21 protein-coding genes are annotated in these 20,782 nt (G+C 72.9%); 12 read left to right on the top strand and 9 right to left on the bottom strand.

The features are described from left to right. The first annotated feature begins 344 nt into the window (after positions 1-344). The 3 genes from ACZ52R_RS08955 (at position 345) to ACZ52R_RS08945 (ending at position 2,964) form a co-directional block, all read left to right on the top strand. A complete protein-coding gene (locus ACZ52R_RS08955) occupies positions 345-548 on the top strand; it encodes a cold-shock protein (protein ID WP_030289665.1) in 204 nt (67 codons plus the stop codon). A gap of 323 nt (positions 549-871) precedes the next feature. Further along, a complete protein-coding gene (groL, locus tag ACZ52R_RS08950) occupies positions 872-2,494 on the top strand; it encodes a chaperonin GroEL (protein WP_049652341.1) in 1,623 nt (540 codons plus the stop codon). Positions 2,495-2,607: 113 nt separating this feature from the next. Continuing rightward, positions 2,608-2,964 (top strand): hypothetical protein, encoded by a 357-nt coding sequence (locus ACZ52R_RS08945; RefSeq protein WP_465626718.1) that lies wholly within the window; start codon positions 2,608-2,610, stop codon positions 2,962-2,964. Here the strand turns inward: ACZ52R_RS08945 and ACZ52R_RS08940 are convergent. After that, complete coding sequence (locus ACZ52R_RS08940) at positions 2,961-3,593, bottom strand: HD domain-containing protein (RefSeq protein ID WP_465616385.1); 633 nt, start codon at positions 3,591-3,593, stop codon at positions 2,961-2,963. The genes ACZ52R_RS08945 and ACZ52R_RS08940 overlap by 4 nt on opposite strands. Positions 3,594-3,657: 64 nt before the next feature. On the opposite strand from ACZ52R_RS08940, the gene ACZ52R_RS08935 reads away from it, so the two are divergent. The 3 genes from ACZ52R_RS08935 (at position 3,658) to ACZ52R_RS08925 (ending at position 5,763) form a co-directional block, all read left to right on the top strand. Further along, positions 3,658-4,041, top strand: coding sequence for a PadR family transcriptional regulator (locus tag ACZ52R_RS08935; RefSeq protein WP_465616387.1), 384 nt, complete (start codon positions 3,658-3,660; stop codon positions 4,039-4,041). After that, a complete protein-coding gene (locus ACZ52R_RS08930; protein WP_465616389.1) occupies positions 4,038-4,997 on the top strand; it encodes a hypothetical protein in 960 nt (319 codons plus the stop codon). The genes ACZ52R_RS08935 and ACZ52R_RS08930 overlap by 4 nt, the downstream gene beginning before the upstream one ends. Positions 4,998-5,076: 79 nt before the next feature. Then, positions 5,077-5,763, top strand: coding sequence for a copper homeostasis protein CutC (locus ACZ52R_RS08925; protein WP_465664661.1), 687 nt, complete (start codon positions 5,077-5,079; stop codon positions 5,761-5,763). Between the two features lie 43 nt (positions 5,764-5,806). Here ACZ52R_RS08925 and ACZ52R_RS08920 read toward each other — a convergent pair whose 3' ends face one another. After that, on the bottom strand, positions 5,807-7,858 hold the full coding sequence (locus ACZ52R_RS08920) for a HelD family protein (protein WP_465616393.1): 2,052 nt from the start codon (positions 7,856-7,858) through the stop codon (positions 5,807-5,809). 291 nt (positions 7,859-8,149) lie between these two features. Here ACZ52R_RS08920 and ACZ52R_RS08915 point away from each other — a divergent pair, with 291 nt between their 5' ends. After that, positions 8,150-8,311, top strand: coding sequence for a hypothetical protein (locus ACZ52R_RS08915; protein ID WP_360494753.1), 162 nt, complete (start codon positions 8,150-8,152; stop codon positions 8,309-8,311). A gap of 12 nt (positions 8,312-8,323) precedes the next feature. On the opposite strand, the gene ACZ52R_RS08910 is transcribed toward ACZ52R_RS08915, so the two are convergent. Next, positions 8,324-9,961 (bottom strand): DNA repair helicase XPB, encoded by a 1,638-nt coding sequence (locus ACZ52R_RS08910; protein WP_465616395.1) that lies wholly within the window; start codon positions 9,959-9,961, stop codon positions 8,324-8,326. 177 nt (positions 9,962-10,138) lie between these two features. Then, a complete protein-coding gene (locus ACZ52R_RS08905; protein WP_360494747.1) occupies positions 10,139-10,543 on the bottom strand; it encodes a hypothetical protein in 405 nt (134 codons plus the stop codon). Between the two features lie 110 nt (positions 10,544-10,653). Between ACZ52R_RS08905 and ACZ52R_RS08900 the strand changes: the two genes are divergently transcribed. Continuing rightward, complete coding sequence (locus ACZ52R_RS08900; RefSeq protein WP_360494744.1) at positions 10,654-10,905, top strand: hypothetical protein; 252 nt, start codon at positions 10,654-10,656, stop codon at positions 10,903-10,905. Positions 10,906-10,921: 16 nt separating this feature from the next. Here ACZ52R_RS08900 and ACZ52R_RS08895 read toward each other — a convergent pair whose 3' ends face one another. Beyond that, positions 10,922-13,423: a helicase-associated domain-containing protein gene (locus ACZ52R_RS08895; protein WP_465753229.1), complete on the bottom strand. Its 2,502-nt coding sequence runs from the start codon at positions 13,421-13,423 to the stop codon at positions 10,922-10,924. A 352-nt stretch (positions 13,424-13,775) separates the two neighbouring features. On the opposite strand from ACZ52R_RS08895, the gene ACZ52R_RS08890 reads away from it, so the two are divergent. Together ACZ52R_RS08890 and ACZ52R_RS08885 are read left to right on the top strand one after the other, a co-directional pair. Beyond that, positions 13,776-14,546 (top strand): hypothetical protein, encoded by a 771-nt coding sequence (locus tag ACZ52R_RS08890; RefSeq protein ID WP_465753228.1) that lies wholly within the window; start codon positions 13,776-13,778, stop codon positions 14,544-14,546. A gap of 209 nt (positions 14,547-14,755) precedes the next feature. Then, the gene (locus ACZ52R_RS08885) at positions 14,756-15,832 is read left to right on the top strand and encodes a fatty acid desaturase family protein (protein WP_465616402.1); all 1,077 of its coding nucleotides are present in this window, start codon (positions 14,756-14,758) and stop codon (positions 15,830-15,832) included. Between the two features lie 147 nt (positions 15,833-15,979). Here the strand turns inward: ACZ52R_RS08885 and ACZ52R_RS08880 are convergent, their stop codons facing one another. Continuing rightward, the gene (locus tag ACZ52R_RS08880; protein WP_360494735.1) at positions 15,980-16,348 is read right to left on the bottom strand and encodes a nuclear transport factor 2 family protein; all 369 of its coding nucleotides are present in this window, start codon (positions 16,346-16,348) and stop codon (positions 15,980-15,982) included. Positions 16,349-16,418: 70 nt separating this feature from the next. Between ACZ52R_RS08880 and ACZ52R_RS08875 the strand changes: the two genes are divergently transcribed. After that, a complete protein-coding gene (locus ACZ52R_RS08875) occupies positions 16,419-17,294 on the top strand; it encodes a LysR family transcriptional regulator (RefSeq protein WP_465616404.1) in 876 nt (291 codons plus the stop codon). 231 nt (positions 17,295-17,525) lie between these two features. On the opposite strand, the gene ACZ52R_RS08870 is transcribed toward ACZ52R_RS08875, so the two are convergent. Beyond that, the gene (locus tag ACZ52R_RS08870) at positions 17,526-18,113 is read right to left on the bottom strand and encodes a TIGR03086 family metal-binding protein (RefSeq protein ID WP_465753227.1); all 588 of its coding nucleotides are present in this window, start codon (positions 18,111-18,113) and stop codon (positions 17,526-17,528) included. A 65-nt stretch (positions 18,114-18,178) separates the two neighbouring features. Here ACZ52R_RS08870 and ACZ52R_RS08865 point away from each other — a divergent pair, with 65 nt between their 5' ends. After that, positions 18,179-18,979: an AraC family transcriptional regulator gene (locus ACZ52R_RS08865; RefSeq protein ID WP_465753226.1), complete on the top strand. Its 801-nt coding sequence runs from the start codon at positions 18,179-18,181 to the stop codon at positions 18,977-18,979. On the opposite strand, the gene ACZ52R_RS08860 is transcribed toward ACZ52R_RS08865, so the two are convergent. Continuing rightward, entirely contained in the window at positions 18,961-19,662 is a 702-nt protein-coding gene (locus tag ACZ52R_RS08860) for a VC0807 family protein (RefSeq protein ID WP_465616410.1), read from the bottom strand. The genes ACZ52R_RS08865 and ACZ52R_RS08860 overlap by 19 nt on opposite strands. A 133-nt stretch (positions 19,663-19,795) precedes the next feature. Beyond that, positions 19,796-20,782: an ABC transporter substrate-binding protein gene (locus ACZ52R_RS08855; RefSeq protein WP_465753225.1), complete on the bottom strand. Its 987-nt coding sequence runs from the start codon at positions 20,780-20,782 to the stop codon at positions 19,796-19,798.

Raw genomic sequence — 20,782 nt, 5'->3', positions numbered from 1 at the left:
GAAACATGTCAGGCGGATGTCAGAATTGCCGCGGGCATTTGGGTAATTCGTCCGCTATGTCCGGCGTTAAATGCCGAGATCTTCCCGATTCAGCCCGTGCTGTCCCTTGACGCTTCAGCGGAATTACCGGCGGCTGACCCTGTTGCAGAGGGCGTCGGTCCGGATACATTCAGCGGCGGTCGACGCAATCACCCGCTCACCGGAGGCCGTTGGGCGTCCCGTGCGGAGGGTTGCGGCGTGCACGGCTGCGCCCAGGGGGGGTTCCCCGGGCCGGCCTTCAAACCAATCCGGGCCCGCGACCTGCGGGCACGTGAAGGGCCAGCACAGCACTAGGGGAGTTCGGAATGGCTCAGGGCACCGTCAAGTGGTTCAACGCGGAGAAGGGCTACGGCTTCATCGCGGTCGACGGTGGTGCGGACGTCTTCGTCCACTACAGCGCGATCCAGATGGACGGCTACCGCACCCTCGAGGAGGGCCAGCGGGTCGAGTTCGAGATCTCTCAGGGACAGAAGGGCCCGCAGGCGGACATGGTCCGCGCCGCGGTCTGACCCCTTCCGACCCCAGGAGCTCGGCGCGGCCCTACGGCTGGTGACCACTCGCTTCTCGACGGGCCCGTGCGACACGCGTCGCACGGGCCCGTCGGCGTCCCCGGGCGTCCACGGCGGCGGCTCGCGGGTTGCCGATTGGGCTTGCACTCGACCACCGTGAGTGCTAATCATTGGCGTTAGCACTCACAGTGTGAGAGTGACAGCGGACCGGGTCGGTGAGGCCCCCGGGAGCGGTAGGGGAAAAGACCCCCGCACACCAGGGCCGTCCGTCGCGGGCACCCCTTGGTCCGAGCAGTCGACCGTGTCCCGGAGGACCACTTCTGATGGCCAAGATCATCGCCTTTGATGAGGAAGCTCGCCGCGGCCTTGAGCGTGGCATGAACCAGCTCGCCGACGCCGTGAAGGTCACGCTCGGCCCCAAGGGCCGCAACGTCGTGCTGGAGAAGAAGTGGGGCGCCCCCACGATCACCAACGACGGTGTCTCCATCGCCAAGGAGATCGAGCTCGAGGACCCGTACGAGAAGATCGGTGCGGAGCTCGTCAAGGAGGTCGCCAAGAAGACGGACGACGTCGCGGGTGACGGCACCACCACCGCCACCGTGCTCGCCCAGGCGCTCGTCCGCGAGGGTCTGCGCAACGTCGCCGCCGGCGCCAACCCGATGGCCCTGAAGCGCGGTATCGAGAAGGCCGTCGCCGCCGTCTCCGACCAGCTGCTGGCCCAGGCCAAGGACGTGGAGACCAAGGAGCAGATCGCCTCCACCGCCTCCATCTCGGCCGCCGACACCCAGATCGGCGAGCTCATCGCCGAGGCCATGGACAAGGTCGGCAAGGAAGGCGTCATCACCGTCGAGGAGAGCAACACCTTCGGTCTGGAGCTCGAGCTCACCGAGGGCATGCGCTTCGACAAGGGCTACATCTCCGCCTACTTCGCCACCGACCTGGAGCGCATGGAGGCGACGTTCGAGGACCCGTACATCCTCATCGCCAACTCCAAGATCGGCTCGGTCAAGGACCTGCTCCCGCTGCTGGAGAAGGTCATGCAGAGCGGCAAGCCGCTCGTCATCATCGCCGAGGACGTCGAGGGCGAGGCCCTGTCGACCCTGGTCGTGAACAAGATCCGCGGCACCTTCAAGTCCGTCGCCGTCAAGGCCCCGGGCTTCGGCGACCGCCGCAAGGCCATGCTCGGCGACATCGCCATCCTCACCGGTGGCACCGTGATCTCCGAGGAGGTCGGCCTCAAGCTGGAGAACGCCGGCATCGACCTGCTGGGCACCGCCCGCAAGGTGGTCATCACCAAGGACGAGACCACCATCGTCGACGGTGGCGGCGACAGCGAGCAGGTCGCGGGCCGCGTGAACCAGATCCGCGCCGAGATCGAGAACAGCGACTCGGACTACGACCGCGAGAAGCTCCAGGAGCGCCTCGCCAAGCTGGCCGGCGGCGTGGCCGTCATCAAGGCCGGCGCGGCCACCGAGGTGGAGCTCAAGGAGCGCAAGCACCGCATCGAGGACGCCGTCCGCAACGCCAAGGCCGCCGTCGAGGAGGGCATCGTCGCCGGTGGTGGCGTCGCGCTGCTGCAGGCCGGTGTCGCCTTCGACAAGCTGGAGCTGGAGGGCGACGAGGCCACCGGTGCCAACATCGTCAAGGTCGCGCTCGAGGCCCCGATCAAGCAGATCGCGACCAACGCCGGCCTCGAGGGTGGTGTCGTGGTGGAGAAGGTGCGCAACCTCCCCGCCGGCCACGGCCTGAACGCCGCCACCAACACCTACGTCGACCTGATCGCCGAGGGCATCATCGACCCGGCCAAGGTCACCCGCTCCGCGCTGCAGAACGCCGCCTCCATCGCGGCGCTGTTCCTCACCACCGAGGCCGTCATCGCCGACAAGCCGGAGAAGGCCGCCGCGGCCGCCGGCGGCGGCATGCCGGGCGGTGACATGGACTTCTGATCCTGATCGCTTTCGATCGGATCGGTTGAATCCTCGTCCGCGTGGGCGGTTCCCTTCGGGGGGCCGCCCACGCGGCGTTTCGGCGTTCCCGCGTTTCCACGGAGAATGGACGGATGGCTTCCGACGACATCGAGACCGCCCTGCACAACGCCCGGGCCCTGATCCTGGCCGACCTCACCGCACGGGACGTGGCGGACGCCGCCGTCGTCTCGCTGGTGGAGCAGGCCGTCACCCACCGCCGCTGGTGGCTGGATCAGTGGCCGGACGGCACCGAGTACGTGCTCGGGCTGGTCGCCCAGGACGTCCAGGACGCGCTGCTGGAGGCGTACGGCCGGTGGCCGCTGTGCGACGCCTGCGCGGCCGACGGCGACCCGCACGCGCTGAGCGTGGAGCCCGAGCTGGGGCCCGAGCCGCACTGGGTGTGCGGCAAACAGGGCGCGGTGGTGGCGCCGGTGGGGGAGCTGGCCTAGCCCTCCAGCTGCCGGAGTTCTGCGGTGAGGTTGCTGCGGGCGGCGGTGCCGAGGCGCCCGCGGGCGGCGGGGGTGCGGTAGAGGGCCGGGAGCGCCAGGAGTCGGCGCAGGACGGCGGCCCGGCCGGTGCGGAAGTCCGGCTCGGGGACGAAGGCGTACTCCTCCCGAACGGCGGCCGCGTAGGCGGCGTAGGCCTCGGGGGTGCCGCCGAGGACGGCGAGGTCCGCGTCGCAGAGCACCTCGCCGTCGCGGTCGCCGGGGGCCGGGTCGTGGCCGATGGTGAGCAGGACCAGACGTTCGACCTCGGTGACGCGCGCGGCGGGCAGGCCGGCGGCGGTCAGCGCGCGGACGGCGAGGGCGGCGCTGCGCTCCTCGTTCTCGGTGCGGTCGGGCCGGTAGACGGCGTCGTGGAACCAGGCGGCGAGCCGGACGGCGTCGGGGTCGGCGGCGTGCCCGGCGAGCTCGTCGACGTGGTGCAGGACCGCGCGCAGGTGTTCGGTGGAGTGGTAGCGGCGGCGCGGGTCCGACCAGCGGCGCAGCAGTTCCCGGCCGTACGGTTCGGGGTCGTCGGTGGTGCCGCAGCGGTGCAGCAGGGCGGTCCAGGCGGTGAGCAGGTCCTCGGTCGGCATGGGGCACATTGTGTCGGGCCGTTCCGGTGGACGGGATGTGCCGGTTGACGATATATGTAGACGTATGACAGAACGCTCCATGCAGGAGCCGACGCTGCTTCTGCTCACCGCGCTGGCCGACGCCCCGAGGCACGGCTACGCGCTCATCCAGGAGATCGCCGCGATCTCGGACGGCCGGGTCAAGATGCGCACCGGCACGCTCTACGGCGCACTCGACCGGCTGCTGGGCCAGGGCCTCATCGAGGTCGCCGCCGAGGAGGTGGTGGACGGCCGCGCCCGGCGCAGCTACGCGCTGACCGACGCCGGCCGGGGTGCCCTCGCCGCCGAGGCCGGGCGCCTGCGAGCGGTCGCCACCGAGGCTGAACGCCGGCTGACGAAGATCCGGTCGATGCTGCCGGGGAAGGCCGGGCCGCAGGGGCGGCCCGCCGCGGGGGGAGGACTCTCATGACCATGCCGGTGATCGGTCCCGCGCCCTCGGCGGCGCTGCGGGCCGCGCTGCAGCTCTACCCGGCGCAGTACCGCCGTGACCGCGGTGAGGAACTGGCCGAGGTGTTCGCCGACACAGCGGCCGCGGGCGGTCGCACGGCGGTCGCCCGGGAGGTACTCGGCCTGGCGGCGTACGGGCTGAGGGTGCGGCTCGGGCTGACCGGCGGTTCGGCGGCCGGCCGGTTGCTCGCGCTGGTGGCGCCGATGATCGCCGGTGCGGTGGTCGGGGCCACCATGGTGCCCTGGTTGGCCACCCTTGAACGGACCACCAGGTGGCTGGCCTGGGACGACTCGTTCGGCAACCACGTCCGGGCCTTCGGCCCGCCGGTGGCCGCGTTGCTGCTCGGGGTGGCAGCCCTGCTGGGGCGCTGGACGGCCGTTCGGGTCACCGCGCTGCTCCTGGGCGCCGTCGGGCTGTACGACCTGGGCGACGCCGCCTGGCGGACGTCCGGGCTCGACGCCTGGTGGGTCGGCTACGTCGGGATGGCCTCGCTGCCGTTCGTGGTGGCCGCGCTGCTGCTGGTCGCCGCGCCGACCGACCTGCTGCCCCGGCCGAACCTGCGGACCGCCGCTCTGGTGCTGGCCTCGATGGCCGCGGGCGGGCTGCTGGAGGCGGTCCAGAACTGGGACGACACGACCTTCCCGCTGGACCGTCAGTGGTTCGTGGTGATGCTGATCGCCCCGGTGCTGCTGACCTTCGCCGGGTTGCGCGGGCGGATGGGGCCGGCGGCGGTGGGGCTGGCGGTGCTGGTGCTGACCGGGCCCGGCAGCCTGTTCAACATCTGGCGGGGGTCCGGCGGGATGTCGCACCTGCTGCCGGTGGCGGTGCCGGTGGTGGCCCTGCTGGTGTTGGTGGCGGTGGCGGGCCACCGTTTCGGCCGGCGGGGAGCCGACGGGATGCTGCCGGGACGGGTGTGACGGGCGCCCCCGGCCCGGCGTGACCGGAACCGGGGGCGCGGTCTCGTCGGGGGCGGGCGGGTGTGGCAGGCTGTCTGATATGTCTAGACCAATTTTCGAAGTCATCGCGCTGACGCCCCAGGACGCCCAGGCCGCCGAGTCGGGCGGCGCCGACCGGCTCGAACTGGTCACCGACATGGCCGCCGACGGGCTCACCCCGTCCGTCGAGGACTTCGCCCGGATCCGGGCCGCCGTCGGCATCCCGCTGCGCGTCATGCTCCGGATCCGGGACGGCTTCGCCCCCGGCGACCTGGACGAGCTGTGTGCCCGGGCCGCCGCGCTGCGGGCCGAGGGCGCCGAGGAGTTCGTCTTCGGCTTCCTCGACGCCGACGGCGCGGTCGACCCGGACGCCACCGCGACCGTCGCCCAGGCGGTGGCCGGCTGCCGCTGGACCTTCCACCGGGCGATCGACCACAGCGCCGACCGGGCCGCCCTGCGCGCCGCCGTCGGCGCGCTGCCCGGGCTGGACACCTTCCTCACCTCCGGCGCGGCCGCCGGGGTGGACGCCGGCCGCGAGGCGCTCTCGGCCGAGCTGGCCCGCGCCGGCGAGCCCGGCTACCGGCAGCGGATCCTGGTCGGCGGCGGCCTGCGGGCCGAGCACCTGAAGGGGCTGCGGGCGGAGGGCTTCGACGCCTTCCACGTCGGCGGCGCGGTGCGGGCCGACGGCTGGCGGACGCCGGTGGACGCGGCCAAGGTCGCCGAGTGGCGGGCGCTGATCGACGCCTGAGTGCACGCGAGAGGGCCGCCCCGCGGGCCGGCCCTCTTGCGCGCTACCGCAGCTGCTCGGGCAGCGGCTCGCCGTGCAGCACGGTCAGGCCGGAGACGGCGCGGGTCAGCGCCACGTACAGCCGCCGCAGGCCGGTCCGCTCGTCCGGCTCGCCGGCGATCACCGCGGCCGGCTCGTCCAGCACCACGTAGTCGTACTCCAGACCCTTGGCCAGCGAGGCCGGGACGAGGGTCAGCCGGGCCTCGGCGCTGGTCTCGGTGCCGGGGGAGAGGTACGGCAGCCCGGCCGCGGTCAGCGCCTCGGCGAACAGCGGGATCCGGGCGTCGGCGGCGATCAGGCCGGTCGAGCCCTCGTGCTCCAGCGCCTCCCGGCAGGCGGCGACCACCGCCTCGACCCCTTCCCCCTCGGTGACCTGGCGGATCGTCAGCGAGCCGGCGGTGTCACGGACCGAGGTGGCCGGGGCCAGGCCAGGGGCGATCGCCGGGAGCAGCCGGGAGGCGTACGCGATGACCTCCTCCGGCACCCGGAAGCCCTTGGTCAGCTCCTCGATGTGCGCGTCCGGCTTGCCCAGGTGGCGCAGCGCGTCCGGCCAGCTCGCCGTCGCCCACGGGGTGGTGCCCTGGGCGAGGTCGCCGAGGACGGTCGCCGAGCCGGTGGTGCAGCGGCGGCCGACCGCGCGGTACTGCATCGGGGAGAGGTCCTGCGCCTCGTCCAGCACCACGTGGCCGAGCGAGGGCGTGCGCTGCACCAGGTCCGTCGTCTCGTCCACCAGGACGGCGTCGGCCGGCGTCCAGCGGGCGGTCTTCACCGAGCGGCCTGGCTTGGGCCACAGCACCGCCTGCTGCTCCTCGGGCGTCAGCACGCCTTCGGCGCACTCGGCCAGGAACTCCGGGTCGGAGAGCAGCCGCAGCACCAGCTTCGCCGGGTCGACGGCCGGCCAGCACTCCTTGGCCACCGCCTTGACGGCGCTGTTGCGGGCCACCGCGTCCTGCACCCGGTCGTCGGGGGCCTCGCCGCCCTGCTCCATCTTCAGCAGCACGGCGTGCGCGATGCGCTGCGGCAGGGCGTCCCTGGCGGCGCCGTAGCGCACCTCGCGGCCCTTCAACTCCTCGATGATCTCGACGAGTTCGTACACCGGGACGCGCCAGCGGCGGGAGCCGCGGACCACCACGCAGGGCTCGGTGGGCAGCCTGATGCCGGCCCGCACCGCCCGGCGCAGCACCTCGGCCATCCGGGCGTCGCCCTTCAGCCGGGCCGACTCCGGGCTGTCCTCGCCCCGGACCTCGACGTGCCCGACCAGCTGCTGCACGGTGGCCTGGGCGACGTCCAGCTCGCCGAGGGCCGGGAGCACCTGCTCGATGTAGGAGAGGAAGGCGTTGTTCGGCCCGATCACCAGGGTGCCGGTACGGGCCAGGCGCTCGCGGTGCGCGTACAGCAGGAACGCGACGCGGTGCAGGCCGACGGCGGTCTTCCCGGTGCCCGGCGCCCCCTGGACGCAGATGGTGCCCGTCACGTCGGAGCGGACGATCTCGTCCTGCTCGGGCTGGATGGTGGCCACGATGTCGCGCATCGGCCCGACGCGGGGCTTCTCGATCTCGGCGGCGAGCAGGGCGGAGGTGCCCTCCGTCTCCGTGGGGTCGGTGAGGTGCTCGTCCTCGTAGGCGGTGAGCTCGCCGCCGGTGTAGCCGAAGCGGCGGCGGCGCTCGACGTCCAGCGGCTCGGTGCGGCTGGCCCGGTAGAACGGCTGGGAGACCGGCGCGCGCCAGTCGATCACCATCGGGTCGCCGTCGGCGTCGTGGACGTGGCGGCGGCCGATGTAGAAGTTCTCCCCTCCCCCGCCCTCGCTCAGTTCCTCGCTGATCGCGTGCAGGTAGTCGAGGCGGCCGAAGAAGAGCGGGGTGTGGGAGAGGTCGGCCAGGGCGGCGATCCGGGCCTCGATCTGGTTGTGGAGGACGGCGGCGGACACCCAGGTGCCGGTCACGTCGCGCAGGTCGAGCGACTCGACGTCCTCGCGCATCGCTCGCAGCGCGGACCGGGACGCGGCCAGGTGCTCGCGTTCGCGCTGGAGGGGGTCGGTGGTGGGGGTGGCAGGCACAGCGAACCTTCCCGGCTGCCCCGGTGGCGGGCGCAGCGGATCGATGGAGCTCACGGTGGGGTACAGCCGACCGGTTGCCGTGCGGTCGGCGCCTCCCCCGGCTGCCTGCGGGACTTCAGCAGGTACCACGGTTCGGGAGGGGGCAGACGGACGATCTTAGACCCGTCCGTCTCGGGGTTCCAGCCCCGCAGGTCTCAGGGGGCGCCGTACACCCGGAGGACGAGGGCCGCCGAGGTGGATACGGCCTTTGGAGTGATGCCCGCAGCCGTCCGGGTGCCTACCGTTGAAGACATGAGCACCGAAACCCACACCCCCCGTACGGGCCCGGCCGGCGCGACCGCCGTCCAGGGCCGCCACCGCAACCCGCTGAGCACCGCCGTCCGCAACGTCGGCATCGCCCTGGACACCGCCGCGCGCGTGATCTTCCTCGGGCGCGACGGTGTCCGCTACTGAGCGTTCCCGCCGTTACAGCACGTCGTCCGCGTCCATGATCCGGTACGCGTAGCCCTGCTCGGCGAGGAAGCGCTGCCGGTGGGCGGCGAAGTCCTGGTCCACGGTGTCCCGGGCGACCACCGAGTAGAAGTGGGCCGCATGGCCGTCCGCCTTGGGACGCAGCACGCGGCCGAGGCGCTGGGCCTCCTCCTGGCGGGAGCCGAAGGTCCCGGAGACCTGGATGGCCACCGTCGCCTCGGGCAGGTCGATCGAGAAGTTCGCGACCTTGGAGACCACCAGGACGCCGATCTCCTTGTTCCGGAAGGCGTCGAAGAGCTTCTCGCGCTGGGCGTTGCTGGTCTCGCCCTTGATCACCGGGGCGTCCAGGGTCTCACCGAGCTCGTCCAGCTGGTCGATGTACTGGCCGATGATCAGCGTCTGGTCCTTCTCGTGCTTCTTGACCAGCGCCTCCACCACCCGCCGCTTGGTCGCCGTGGTGGCGCAGAAGCGGTAGCGCTCCTCCGGTTCGGCGGTCGCGTAGGCGAGCCGCTCGGAGTCGGTCAGGGTGACCCTGACCTCGCAGCAGTCGGCGGGCGCGATGTAGCCCTGCGCCTCGATCTCCTTCCACGGCGCGTCGAAGCGCTTGGGACCGATCAGGCTGAACACGTCGCCCTCGCGGCCGTCCTCGCGCACCAGCGTCGCGGTCAGGCCGAGTCGGCGGCGGGCCTGCAGGTCGGCCGTGAACTTGAACACCGGGGCGGGCAGCAGGTGCACCTCGTCGTAGACCACCAGGCCCCAGTTGCGGGCGTCGAAGAGCTCCAGGTGCGCGTAGACGCCCTTCCGCTTGGTGGTCATCACCTGGTAGGTGGCGATGGTGACCGGACGGATCTCCTTGCGCGTGCCGCTGTACTCGCCGATCTCGTCCTCGGTGAGCGAGGTGCGCTTGACCAGCTCGTGCTTCCACTGGCGGGCCGACACGGTGTTGGTGACCAGGATCAGCGTGGTCGACTTGGCGTGCGCCATCGCGGCCGCGCCGACCAGCGTCTTGCCGGCCCCGCAGGGCAGCACGACGACGCCGGAGCCGCCGTGCCAGAAGCCCTCGACGGCCTGCGACTGGTAGGGGCGCAGCTGCCAGCCGTCCTCGTCGAGTTCGATCGGGTGCGCCTCGCCGTCCACGTACCCGGCGAAGTCCTCGGCGGGCCAGCCGAGCTTGAGCAGCACCTGCTTGATCTGCCCGCGCTCGGAGGGGTGCACCACCACGGTGTCCGGGTCGACCCGGTCGCCGACCAGCGGGGCGATCTTCTTGGAGCGCAGCACCTCCTCCAGTACCGGCCGGTCGGTGGTGCTGAGCACCAGCCCGTGCGTCGGGTGCTTGACCAGCTGGAGCCGGCCGTACCGGCCCATGGTGTCGGCCACGTCCACCAGCAGTGCGTGCGGCACCGGGTAGCGCGAGTACGTCACCAGGGCGTCCACCACCTGCTCGGCGTCGTGGCCGGCCGCCCGCGCGTTCCACAGCCCGAGCGGGGTCACCCGGTACGTGTGCACGTGCTCGGGTGCCCGCTCCAACTCGGCGAACGGCGCGATGGCGCGACGGCAGTCGGCGGCCTTGGGGTGGTCGATCTCCAGGAGGAGAGTTTTGTCGCTCTGGACGATGAGCGGTCCGTCGTTCACGCGGGGAAGCCCTCCACTGGCTGACAGGGTGGATTGACGCAGACCCTCCAGTGTCGCGCATTCCGCCGCCGACGTGGACCCGCTCTGTGGACCCGCTCCGTGGACCGGCTCTGTGGACGGGCAGGTGGAACGGGTGCCTCCGGGAGCTACGGCCCGGGGGTCACTTCCACCCGGGGGTCACTTCCATTCGTAGATCCGGCCGGTGATCTTGCCGCCGGCGTCGGTGTCGAACTCGAAGAGGCCGACGACAGCGTTGAGGCGTTCGAGTTGTGGTGCGACGGTGGAGAAGAAGATCGCGCCCCGGAACTCGGTGCTGCCGGCCTCGGTGAAGTGGCCGATGCCGCTGCCGTGCCAGCTGACGCCCTGGCCGTCGGCGGTCATGTCGACGCCCTGGCCCTCGCCGAAGAGGGAGCCGTCGGCGCGCAGTTCGGACTCGTAGGTGCCGATGGTGTTGACCGCCGTGCCGTAGTAGCTGGCGGTGCCCCGGATGGACACCTCGACGATCGGGTGCCCGTCGCCGACGGAGAGGACCCGTCGACCGGTCTCCTCGCCCTGGATCTCGCCGATGAGTTCGCCGAGCATGGTGGGTGCCTCCTTTGTCGAGAACCCCCCTGTTCCCGGACTACGCCGGTGGGAGCGGGCCGTCAAACGGGCCGAGTGACCACCGTGCGTACTCGCTCGTTGAGCTGGTCATGAAGAAGTCGAAGCGCGTTCTCACCGCCCTCGCCCTGATGGGCACGGCCTTCGCCGCCACCGCCTCCTCGGCCGGGTCCGCCCACGCTCTCGCGGGCATCGGCGAGGGGCCCGGCGGCCTGCTCGCGGCGCCGGGCTTCCTGCTCGCGGACACCGTCACCGGGGGTGAGATGCCGGTCGGGCAGGGGCAGATCGGCAGCCTGGCGGACCAGGCGGTCAAGGAGAAGATGAAGGAGTCGCAGGGGCACTGACGGCCCGACCGGCGCCCTACTCCTCCAACTCCGCGACGCCGGTGATGCGGTGGAGGGCGAAGGTGCGGAGTTCGTCGGCGTGGTGGTCGAAGGCGGTGACGAAGCCGCCCTCGACCTTGACCGGGTCGATGATGCGCTGGCTGGCGATGCCCTCGGCGTTGAGGTAGCCGATCCACATCCGCTCGCCGAGGAGGACGGCCGTCTGGAGGGCGGCCAGGGTCTCGGCGGCGGCCGTGCGCGGGAGCCGGCGCGGGTCGGCGGTGGGTTCGCGGCGGGTGGCGGTGGCCGCGCGGTCGCCGGCCCGGATGGCCTTGATGGCGGCGGCGAGGAGGACGTCGTCGGGGGTGGGCGGGCCGTCGGGGACGGGGACGGGCGCGGTCCGGGGCGGGGTGCGGTGGCTGTCCGGGCGGGTGATCAGCACGTCGCCCTCGGCGGATTCGGCGGCCGGCGCGTAGCCCATGGCGCGGAGCGTCGCGAGCAGGACGTCCGGGGCGGCCTGGGAGGCCAGGACGGTGGAGGCGAGCAGTCGCAGCCGCAGGTCGGCGGAGCGGCGGTCGGCGAGCACCTCGTTCAGCAGGGCCGGGTCGTCGCAGCGCAGGTAGGAGGAGGCGGCGCCGACCCGCAGGATGCCGTGCCGGCGGGCGACGTCGTCGATCAGGTACGTGAGCGGCTGCGGGACGGGCGTACGGCTGTGCTGCTCCAGGAAGGTGAGCAGGTCGGCGGCGGTGCGCCCGGCGTCGAGGGCGCGGCGCACGGACGCCGGGGTGAAGCGGTAGACGGTGGCGCCGCCCTTGGACTCGACGTCGGCGCACAGGGCGAGGGCGTGGGCGAGCGGGGTGAGCAGCGGGCCGGGGGCGATCGCGGTGAGGTCCGGCTGGAGGATCACGTGGTCCAGCGGCTTCGGGAGCAGCGGGGCGAGCACCTCGGCCGGGTCGGCCTCGGCGGTGAGCAGGGCACGGGCGGGGGCGGCGAGGGCGCCGCGGCCGGTGACGCCGAGGAGTTCGGCCTCGTCGAGGGTCCAGGCGGTGAGTTCGTCGCGCAGGTCGCGGCCGTCCGGGCCGGTCGGGCCGCCGCGCAGCGGGCGCTGCCAGCGCAGGGCGGGGAGCAGCTCCTCGGCGGTGGCCGCGGTGCCGGGCGGGAGTTCGGCGAGCAGCGCGAGGGCGGCGCGGCGGACGGACGGGGCGAGAGTGCGGTCGAGTTCGGGGCCGAGGGCGGCGCGCGGCCTGCCCTTGCCGTCCTGGGTGCCGGTGAGGGCCGGGACGCGGGTGGCGGCGAGCCAGGCGGTGGCGAGGACGGACCAGCGCTCGGCGGTGTCCAGCTGCAGCCAGGCGTCGTACCGGGGGGTGGGGGCCCAGCGTTCGTCCACCCCGCCGTCGGGGGCCAGCAGGCCGGCGGCGTAGGAGAGTTCGAGCCAGAACGCGGTCTGCTGCTCGGTGGCCTCCAGGGCCTGGGCGGCGCGCTTGAGGTCGCGGACGCCGAGGCCGCCGGCGCGCAGGGTGAGCGGCGGGGTGAGGCCCCAGCCGTCCAGCAGCTCCTCGATCGTCTTGACGGCGGTGTGGGCCTGCCCGGCCGCGGCGCTGTCCACCACCTGGGGATCGCGCGGGGCGGCGGCGGGCGCGAGCTCGGGCTGGACCGGTTCGACGGTGCGGTGGGTGCGGCCGCCGCGCAGGTGCAGGGCGAGTTCGCGGGGCAGCACGACGCTGCCGGGGCTGGTGGGCAGCAGCAGGCCGCGGGCGAGCAGCCACTCGACGGGGCTCTGCGCGTCCTCGGCGGTGACCGGGCGGACGGCGTCCGGGACGGTGCCGGTGGGCGGCCCCCAGACCAGCCGCTCCAGCAGCCGCAGCGCGGGCTCGGGGGCGGTGTCGAGCAGCGCGGTGCAGGCGTCGCGGTCGGTGAGCAGCGCGGTGAGCGCGGCGACGGCGGTGACCGGGTCCGGGGTGGCGGGCCGGCCCGCCGAGGCGAGCAGCTGCTGCAGCCGGGCCGGGGACATGCCGACGGTGGCTTCGGCGAGGGTCGGGCCGAGGCCGGTGCGGCCGGGATTGGCGGCCGTCGGGGCGAGTGCCTCGCGGACGGCGAGGACCAGTCGCAGGCCGTTGTCCGGGCCCCAGAGCAGCGCCCGGTCGCGCAGGGTGGCGATCGCGCGGGGCAGGGCGGCGGCCACGGCGGACCGGTCGGCCGGGGTGAGCGGGGTCGCGCCGGGGTGCGGCTTGACCTTGGCCGGGCCGGTCAGCAGGGAGCGGACGGTGGCCAGGGAGGTGCCGTCCGGGGCGGTGGCCAGTGCCTCGGCGGCCTGCAGGGTGAAGCGGTCCAGCCGCTCCAGGGCGCGCAGCGCGGAGGCGCGCGAGGAGAGCCGGGCGGACAGCTGGGTCAGGTCGCCGGGGACCGGGTTCAGCAGGTCGGGACGGGAGCGGAGCAGGGCGGCGAGCGCGTCGTCGGGACGGGCGCGCAGCTCCTCGGCGAGGGTGCGCGGGCCGGCGGCGGACCTGCCCCGGCGTTGGTGGCCCTGCTGTGTGGTCATTCGACCTAGGTTAGTCGGGCGGGCGGACGGCGAGGTGTCCCGCACACCGCCCGGACCGGCCGGTGCCCCGCGCCGGCCGTCGGACTCGCGTGGGTGGGGGCGGGGTGGGTAGCGTCACGCCGAGGGCGGTTCGGTGGGCGGCCGCGCTCTCCATGGGCGAGCCGGGCGAGGCGGGGTGTCGGTGATGACGGACGGCGAGTGGTGGCGCAAGAGCGGGCCGTGGAGCGAGCGTCCGGTCGGGGGTGCGGAGGACCGGGCCGCGCGGGGCGGAGCGTCGGGGGCGTCGGGCGCCGGGTCCGTGCCGCCCGCGCCGTCGGTGCCGCCGGCCGTGCCCGCTCACGATCCTGACAGCGTGTACGACCCGCCGGCGCCGAGCGCGGCCGGGATCCCGTCCGTCCCGCTGAACCCGCCGGACGTGGTGGACGCCGAGGCGCGGGCGTCCGCCATCCCGCCGCCGACGGTGAGCAGCACCGGCCCGTGGACCATGACGGTGTTCGACTTCTCGGACGGGCCGGAGCCCGCGCCGAAGCCGATCCCCGATCAGCGTGCGCCGGGCGAGCCCGCGGACCCGGCCGAGTCCGCCGCGCAGCCGGTGGAGCCCGGGGCGGACCCGAAGACGCTGCGGAAGTCGAAGAAGCTGCGGAAGGCCAGGGGCAAGGCGGCTGGGCAGGCCCCCGCCGCCGGAGCGCCCAAGGTTCCCGCAGGGGGGAAGGGCGCAGGGAAGGGCGCGGGCAAGGGCGCGGGCAAGGATGCCGGTGCCCGCAAGGTGTCCCCGCTGATCCTGCTCTCCAGCGTCCTGCTGGTCGGCGGCGCGGTCACCGGCTTCTTCCCGGTGATGCTGGCGGGCTGGGGCCTCGGCTACCTGTCCCGCCAGCTCTCTGATCTGATGCGCAAGTTCGCGATCCTCGGGATTCCGCTGATCACGATGAGCGCGACCACCCTGTACGCCATGCAGCACGCCAAGCAGGGCGGCGGCCAGGGCGGCGGGCTGCAGTCGGGCTCCCCGCTTGGGCAGATCGGCTGGTCGTCGGCCCCGAACGTGCTGCGGGTGTCGGCGGTGATCTCCGCGGTGGTCCTGCTGCTGGTCGGCATGCGCCGCCGTCCGCCGCAGCAGCAGGGCTGAGGCGGGGGCGGGGGATCGCGCAGCGGGAGCGCCTTGACGCCGGAGAGCACCGGGATGAGCTGGAACCGCCGAGCTGTTCCGACCGTCGGGCGCGGGGTGAAGCACCGCCGCGGCAGGGCCGGCACCCCTTCCCGTACGGGGGTTAACACCCGTACGGGAAGGGTGCTTTCCCCGTTCTTCGGGCCGCCCGGCCGCACCAGACTCGGGGCATGCCCACACAGCCCTTGACGATGACCGAGGCCCCTGCCACCACCACCGCCCCCACCATCACCACCCCGCAGGCGGGCAGCGGTGGCAGCGACTTCGCCCAGTTGAGCCGCCGGATCGCCGCCGAGGGCCTGCTCGACCGGCGCCCCGGCTACTACGCCGCCCGGATCGCCCTGGTGCTCGCCGCGTTCGTCGGCGGCTGGTACGCCCTGTTCGCGCTGGGCGACACCTGGTGGCAGCTCGGCCTGGCGGCGGCGATGTCCCTCGTCTTCGCCCAGGTCGCCCTGCTGTCTCACGATCTGGCGCATCGTCAGGTCTTCACCCGGCGCCTGCCGAGCGAGATCGGCGGCCGGATCGCCGCCAACCTGCTGATGGGCATGAGCTACGGCTGGTGGATGAACAAGCACACCCGCCACCACGCCAACCCGAACCACGAGGAACGGGACCCGGACGTCTCCCCCGACCTGGTCGTGTGGTCCAAGCGGCAGGCCCGGGAGGCCGGCGGCCTCGCCCGGTTCATCGGCCGCCGACAGGCCTACCTGTTCGTCCCGTTGCTTCTGCTGGAGGGCCTCAACCTCAGCTTCAACAGCTTCCGCGCGCTGCGCAGCCCCACGATGAAGCGGCCGCTGCTGGAGGGCGTGCTGCTGGTCGTGCACTTCGTGGCCTACTTCGGCCTGATCTTCGCCGCGCTTCCGACCGGCAAGGCGATCGCCTTCTTCGCCGTGCACCAGGCGCTGCTCGGGGTGTACCTGGGCTGCGTCTTCGCCCCGAACCACAAGGGCATGCTGATGGTGACACCCGAGATGAAGCTGGACTTCCTGCGCCGCCAGGTGCTCACCTCGCGCAATGTGCGGGGCGGCGCGGTCGTCGACTCGGTGATGGGCGGCCTCAACTACCAGGTGGAGCACCACCTGTTCCCCAGCATGCCGACTCCGGCGCTCGGCCGGGCCGCCCGGATCACCCGGGAGTTCTGCGCGGAGCAGGGCATCCCGTACTACGAGGTGGGCCTGCTCCGTTCGTACCGCGAGATCTTCGCCCACCTGCACCGGACGGGAGAGCCGATCCGCTCCGGCGAGTGAGGCAGGGGAGTGGGAGTGGGAATGGGAGTGGAGGTGGGGAGTGGGAAGTCGGTGGGGCCGACTTCCCACTCCGGCATGCCGGGCGGCGTGGTGGTCGAATTCGTCGGCTTTGGCACCCCTGGAGGAGGGCCGTCACCGCCCCCCGGCTCAGCTCTTCTTCTCGAATCCGGCGAGCAGGGCGCGCGGGTCGAAGGTGACCCGGATCCGGGCGATCTTCCCGTCCTCCACGTGCATCCAGTTCACCGTCGGCGTGGGCTCCGCGATGCTGGTGTTCAGCTCGAACCAGGTGATCACCTCGTCGCCCTCGGCGACGCGCACCTTCACGTCGATCTTCTCCAGCACCCGGCCGAGCCCCTGCAGTCCGGCCAGTGCCTGCTCCACGCCGCTGGCGGTTCCCAGTGCCCCGACGAAGTCCACGTCGTCGGCCAGCAGTCCCCGGATGGTCTCGAAGTCGCCCGCCTCCCAGGCGGTGAAGTAGGTCTCGGCAAGCTCGCGTGCGTTCTTCGTCGTCGTCATGTCTCCATCGTTCTGCGCGGCGGGCAATCCGTCCAACAGATGGATCCGATACCTTCTATCATCATGAGTTATGGAGATGCACCAGCTGCGCTACCTCGCCGCCGTGGTCGACGAGGGGACCTTCACCGCCGCCGCCCGTCGCCTGCACGTGAGCCAGTCCGGTGTCAGTACCCAGGTGGCCAAGCTGGAAAAGGAGTTGGGCCAGCAACTGCTCGACCGATCCGGCCGCCAGGTCCGCCTCACCCCGGCCGGGGAGGCCGTTCTCCCGCTGGCGAAGAGCGCCCTCGCCACCCTGGACGCCATCCGGCACACCGCCGCCGAGTTCGCCGACGCGGTGCGCGGCCGGGTCCGGCTCGGCATGATCATGGGCTGCTCGATCCCGCCGTTCCTCGACGTGGTCGCCGATCTCGGCCGTACCCACCCCGGCATCGAACTGAGCCTGCACGAGGGCCACTCCGACCTGCTCCAGGCGCAGGTCCTGTCCGGTGCCCTCGACCTGGCCCTGATCGGCTACGCGGGCGAGGCTCCGGCGGGCCTCGACGCCGGCGTCGTCGTGGACGAGCAGATCGCCGCCGTCGTCCCGACCGGGCATGCGCTCGACCGGCCCGGACTGACCCTCGCCGACCTGCGCGGCGAGAAGATCCTCTGCCTCTCCCCGGGCACCGGCATCCGCTCCGCCTACGAGCGATCCTGCGCGCAGCTCGGCCTCGACCCGCGGGTGGACATCGACGCCAGTTCCCCGGTCGCCGTCCTCCGTCTCGCCGAACGCGGAGCCGGCGTCGCGGTCCTCAGCCCCTCCTCCGTCGAGGGCCCCGGCCTGAGCACCATGGTGATCGCGGACGCTGCCGTCCGTTCCTGCCTCGCGCTCGTCAGCCGCCCCGACCAGCACTCCCCGGCCGTCCGGGTCCTGCGCGCCAAACTCCGGGCGGCGTTGGGCTCCGAGTGATCGTCGGACAACCCCCTCCCCGCCCGCCTCTTCAAGGACGCCACCAGCCCGTCCGACAACCTCACGTGGAACTCCTCGATCTTCACGGGCCGGGGCACCCGGGGGTCTGCCTCGACGCCGGCAACACCCGTGACAACATCGTCCAGCGCGGCTCCAGCAAGCTCGCGGACACCCTGTCCTGACGGACTCCCCGGGGGGCTGCGGCTTCTCGCGGCTCCCCCCGGGTGGGGGTCAGGCCTTCCAGTGCGGGTCCCGGCCCGAGGCGGCGAGCGCGCGGTCCCAGGTGGAGGCGTCGTCCGGCAGTGCCACCGCTTCGGCGAAGCCCTCGTACTGCCGGTACAGCTCGGCGTTCTCCGCGACGATCTCCAGTGCCATCGCGGCGAGTTGCTCATCGACCGAGATCTCCGCACCGACGGTCCGGGCGACGTCCCAGCCGTGCAGCACCAGCTCCAGGATCAGCATCCGGGCGATGCCCACCGCCGGCATCGGCGAGCCGCCGAGGTCGACGTCGCCCTCCCAGGCGGCCGGATCGGCCCAGGCGGCGACCGCCCGCTCCAGCTGCGCCCCGTACGCAGAGCGCCAGTCGGCCTCGGCGGTGAAGTCCCGCTCGATCAGCTCCTGGGGCAGCTCGGTGCGCCGGGCCCGGTGCTCCAGGCCGTGGGAGGTGTAGAGCACCCAGTGATTGATCAGCGCGCGGGTGTCGAAGCCCGTGCAGGGCGTCGGGGCGTCCGACGCGAAGCCGGCCGGGACGGCGGTGGCGACCTCGGCCGCAGCGGTGGCGGCGCGGGCCAGGACGGGGTGCATCGGGTGGACGTTCATGTGACCGATCCTGCACCGGCCGGAAGGTCCGGGTCTTGAAGAAACGCGACGCTACCCTGGCGGCCATGGACTCCGCCGACTCTCCCGATCTCGGCCGCGGCGTGCTGCACCCGGCCCGGGCAGCCGAGCTGATCAGCGTGGAGCGCCTGGCGCCCGATCCCGCGGTGGCGCGGTTCGTCGAGTACTACTGGCTGGTGCGCTGGGACCTGCACGGCCTGCCGTCGTACGAGCAGAAGGTGCTCGCCCACCCGAACGTCCATCTGGTCTTCGAGGCCCCACGGGCCCGGGTCTACGGGGTGGACCGCTCGCTCTTCGTCCGTCGGCTGGAGGGGGCCGGGCACGTGTTGGGCGTGAAGTTCCGCCCCGGGGCCTTCCGCCCCTTCGCGGGCCGTCCGGTGAGTGCGCTGGCCGACCGGTCCGTCCCCGCCGTCGAGTTCTTCGGGCCCGCTGCCGACCGCCTCGACGCGGCCCTGCTGGGCGGCGAAGGGGCCGGCCCGGCGGCCCTCGCCGACGCCTTCCTGCTGCCCCGGTTGCCCGCGCCCGACCCGGTCGCGGACGAGGTCGCCGCGATGGTGGAGCGCATCACCGGCTCGCCGGATCTCTGCCGGGTGGACGATCTGGCCGCCGAGTTCGGGCTCGGCGTCCGACGCCTCCAGCGCCTGTTCGCCGAGTACGTCGGTGCCTCCCCGAAGTGGGTGCTGCGCCGTGCCCGGCTCCACGAGGCGGCCGAACGGGCGAGCGGCGGCGGCGAGTTGGACCTGGCCGCACTCGCCGCCGAACTGGGCTACGCCGACCAGGCCCATCTCACCCGCGACTTCACGGCCGTGGTCGGCGAGCCCCCGGCCCGTTACGCGGCGGCGGGCTGACCGGCTTCCGCCGCGGCGGCAGCAGCGGCCCGGCCCTTGGCGCTGGCCCGCTTGGCGTAGGCGATGGTGAAGTACACCAGCCCGCCGAGCACCACGTACGGAAGGATGTTGTTGACCGTCACCACCGTGCCGTGCGACAGGGTGTAGACCAGCACGATCCGCAGCGCGGCCTCCAGGATGAACGCCACGCCCCACACGATGGTCAGGTTGCGCTGGACCAGGCGGAAGCCCGGGTACTGCCACATCGAGTTCCACCAGGCGACCATCTCCGGCGTGCCGTCGGTGGCGAACTTGCGCCCGAAGTAGAACATGATCGGCTTCGGTGCGGCGAGCGAGCCCAGGTAGAACACGCCGAGCAGGCCGGAGACGAAGGAGTCCTTGGCCAGCAGCATCTTCGGGTCCTGCGGCCCGATCAGCGCGACCACCAGGGTCAGGGCGACGAACACCAGGGAGACGACGGCGAACTCGTCGATCCGGCGGTGCCAGAGGAGGTAGATCACGGTGTCGACCACCGGTCCCAGGCCCGAGAGCAGGATCGCGGTGGATTCGCTGTAGCCGTGGTCGTGCAGCTGGTTGTAGATCAGGATCGGTGCGACGACGTTGAAGCCGATGCTGATCAGCCAGCCGAGGGCGGCGGCCCCGCCCTTGCGGGCAGGAGCCTGTGGAGCTGCGGTAGTTGACACGGTGTCGTCCCCGGAGAGTGAGCGGCGAGTTACCGGCTCATTCTGACGGGCCCGCAGGTCAAGCGCCTAACTCCAGAACCGAATCGTGATCGATCGTGCCCGAGCGGGCCGCTGCCTCGGCCCGCCCGTGCGCTCACGCCCCGAGGAAGCGCTGCAGTTCGTCCAGCAGGTAGTTGGCCCCGGTGTAGCCGATCCCCTGGAACCACAGCTGGTCGTCCACCGGGAACGCCCGGTGCGCCCGGACCGCCCCCAGCGCCTGCCAACCCGGGCTCGCCAGCGTCGCGTTGAGGCCCGCCGGCTCCGGGTCGCCGTACGTCGCGTACAGCAGCAGGTCGCCGTCGGCCTTCCCGATCTGGTCCGGGGGGACCTCGAAGTCCGACTGGTCGACGTTCTGCGGGTCCGGCCGTCCCACCTGGGCATCGGCGAGCACGCTGCCGGGGAAGCTCTGCCGGCCGTACAGCCGGATCCCGCCGCCCTCCACGAACCGCACCAGGCTCACCTTGCGCCCGGACAGTTTCGCCGCGGACAGGGCCTGCGCGACCTGGCCGGCGTGCTTCTGGTACGCGCCGACGAAGGCCGCGCCGGCGGCCTCCCGGCTCAGTGCCTGGGCGTGCAGCTGGAAGTTGGCCCTCCAGGGGGCGCCGGTGGTCTGGGTGAGCACGGTGGGGGCGAGTTCGCGCAGTTGGTCGTACCGGTCGCCGTCGCGGGTCTGGTTGGAGAGGATCAGGTCCGGTCGCAGGGCCCGCACGGTCGGCAGGTCGGGTGATCCGGCGGGGCCGACGAGCCGGATCCCGGCGGTCCGGAGGGTCGGCCAGTAGTCGGGGTACCGGGTGTCGTGGGCGGGGAGCGCGGCGCCGATCGGGGTGATGCCGAGGGTCAGCGCGGAGTCGAGCACGTCGGTGTCCAGGACGACCACCCGCATCGGCTTGCCCGGCACCAGGACCGGCCCGGTGGCGGTGTTCACGGTCACCGGGGGCAGCTGGGTGGCGGTCGGGGAGGCGGTCGCGTCGAGGCTGTCGGCGGTGGCCGGGGCCGGGGGCCGGGTGGTGCCGCCCGTGCAGGCCGCGAGCGCGGCCCCGCCGAGGCCGGTGAGCAGGGTGCGGCGGGCGATCCGGGGCAT

The sequence above is a fragment of the Kitasatospora sp. NPDC034023 genome, from assembly GCF_055575795.1.
This window is presented reverse-complemented; position numbering and strand designations above follow the sequence as displayed.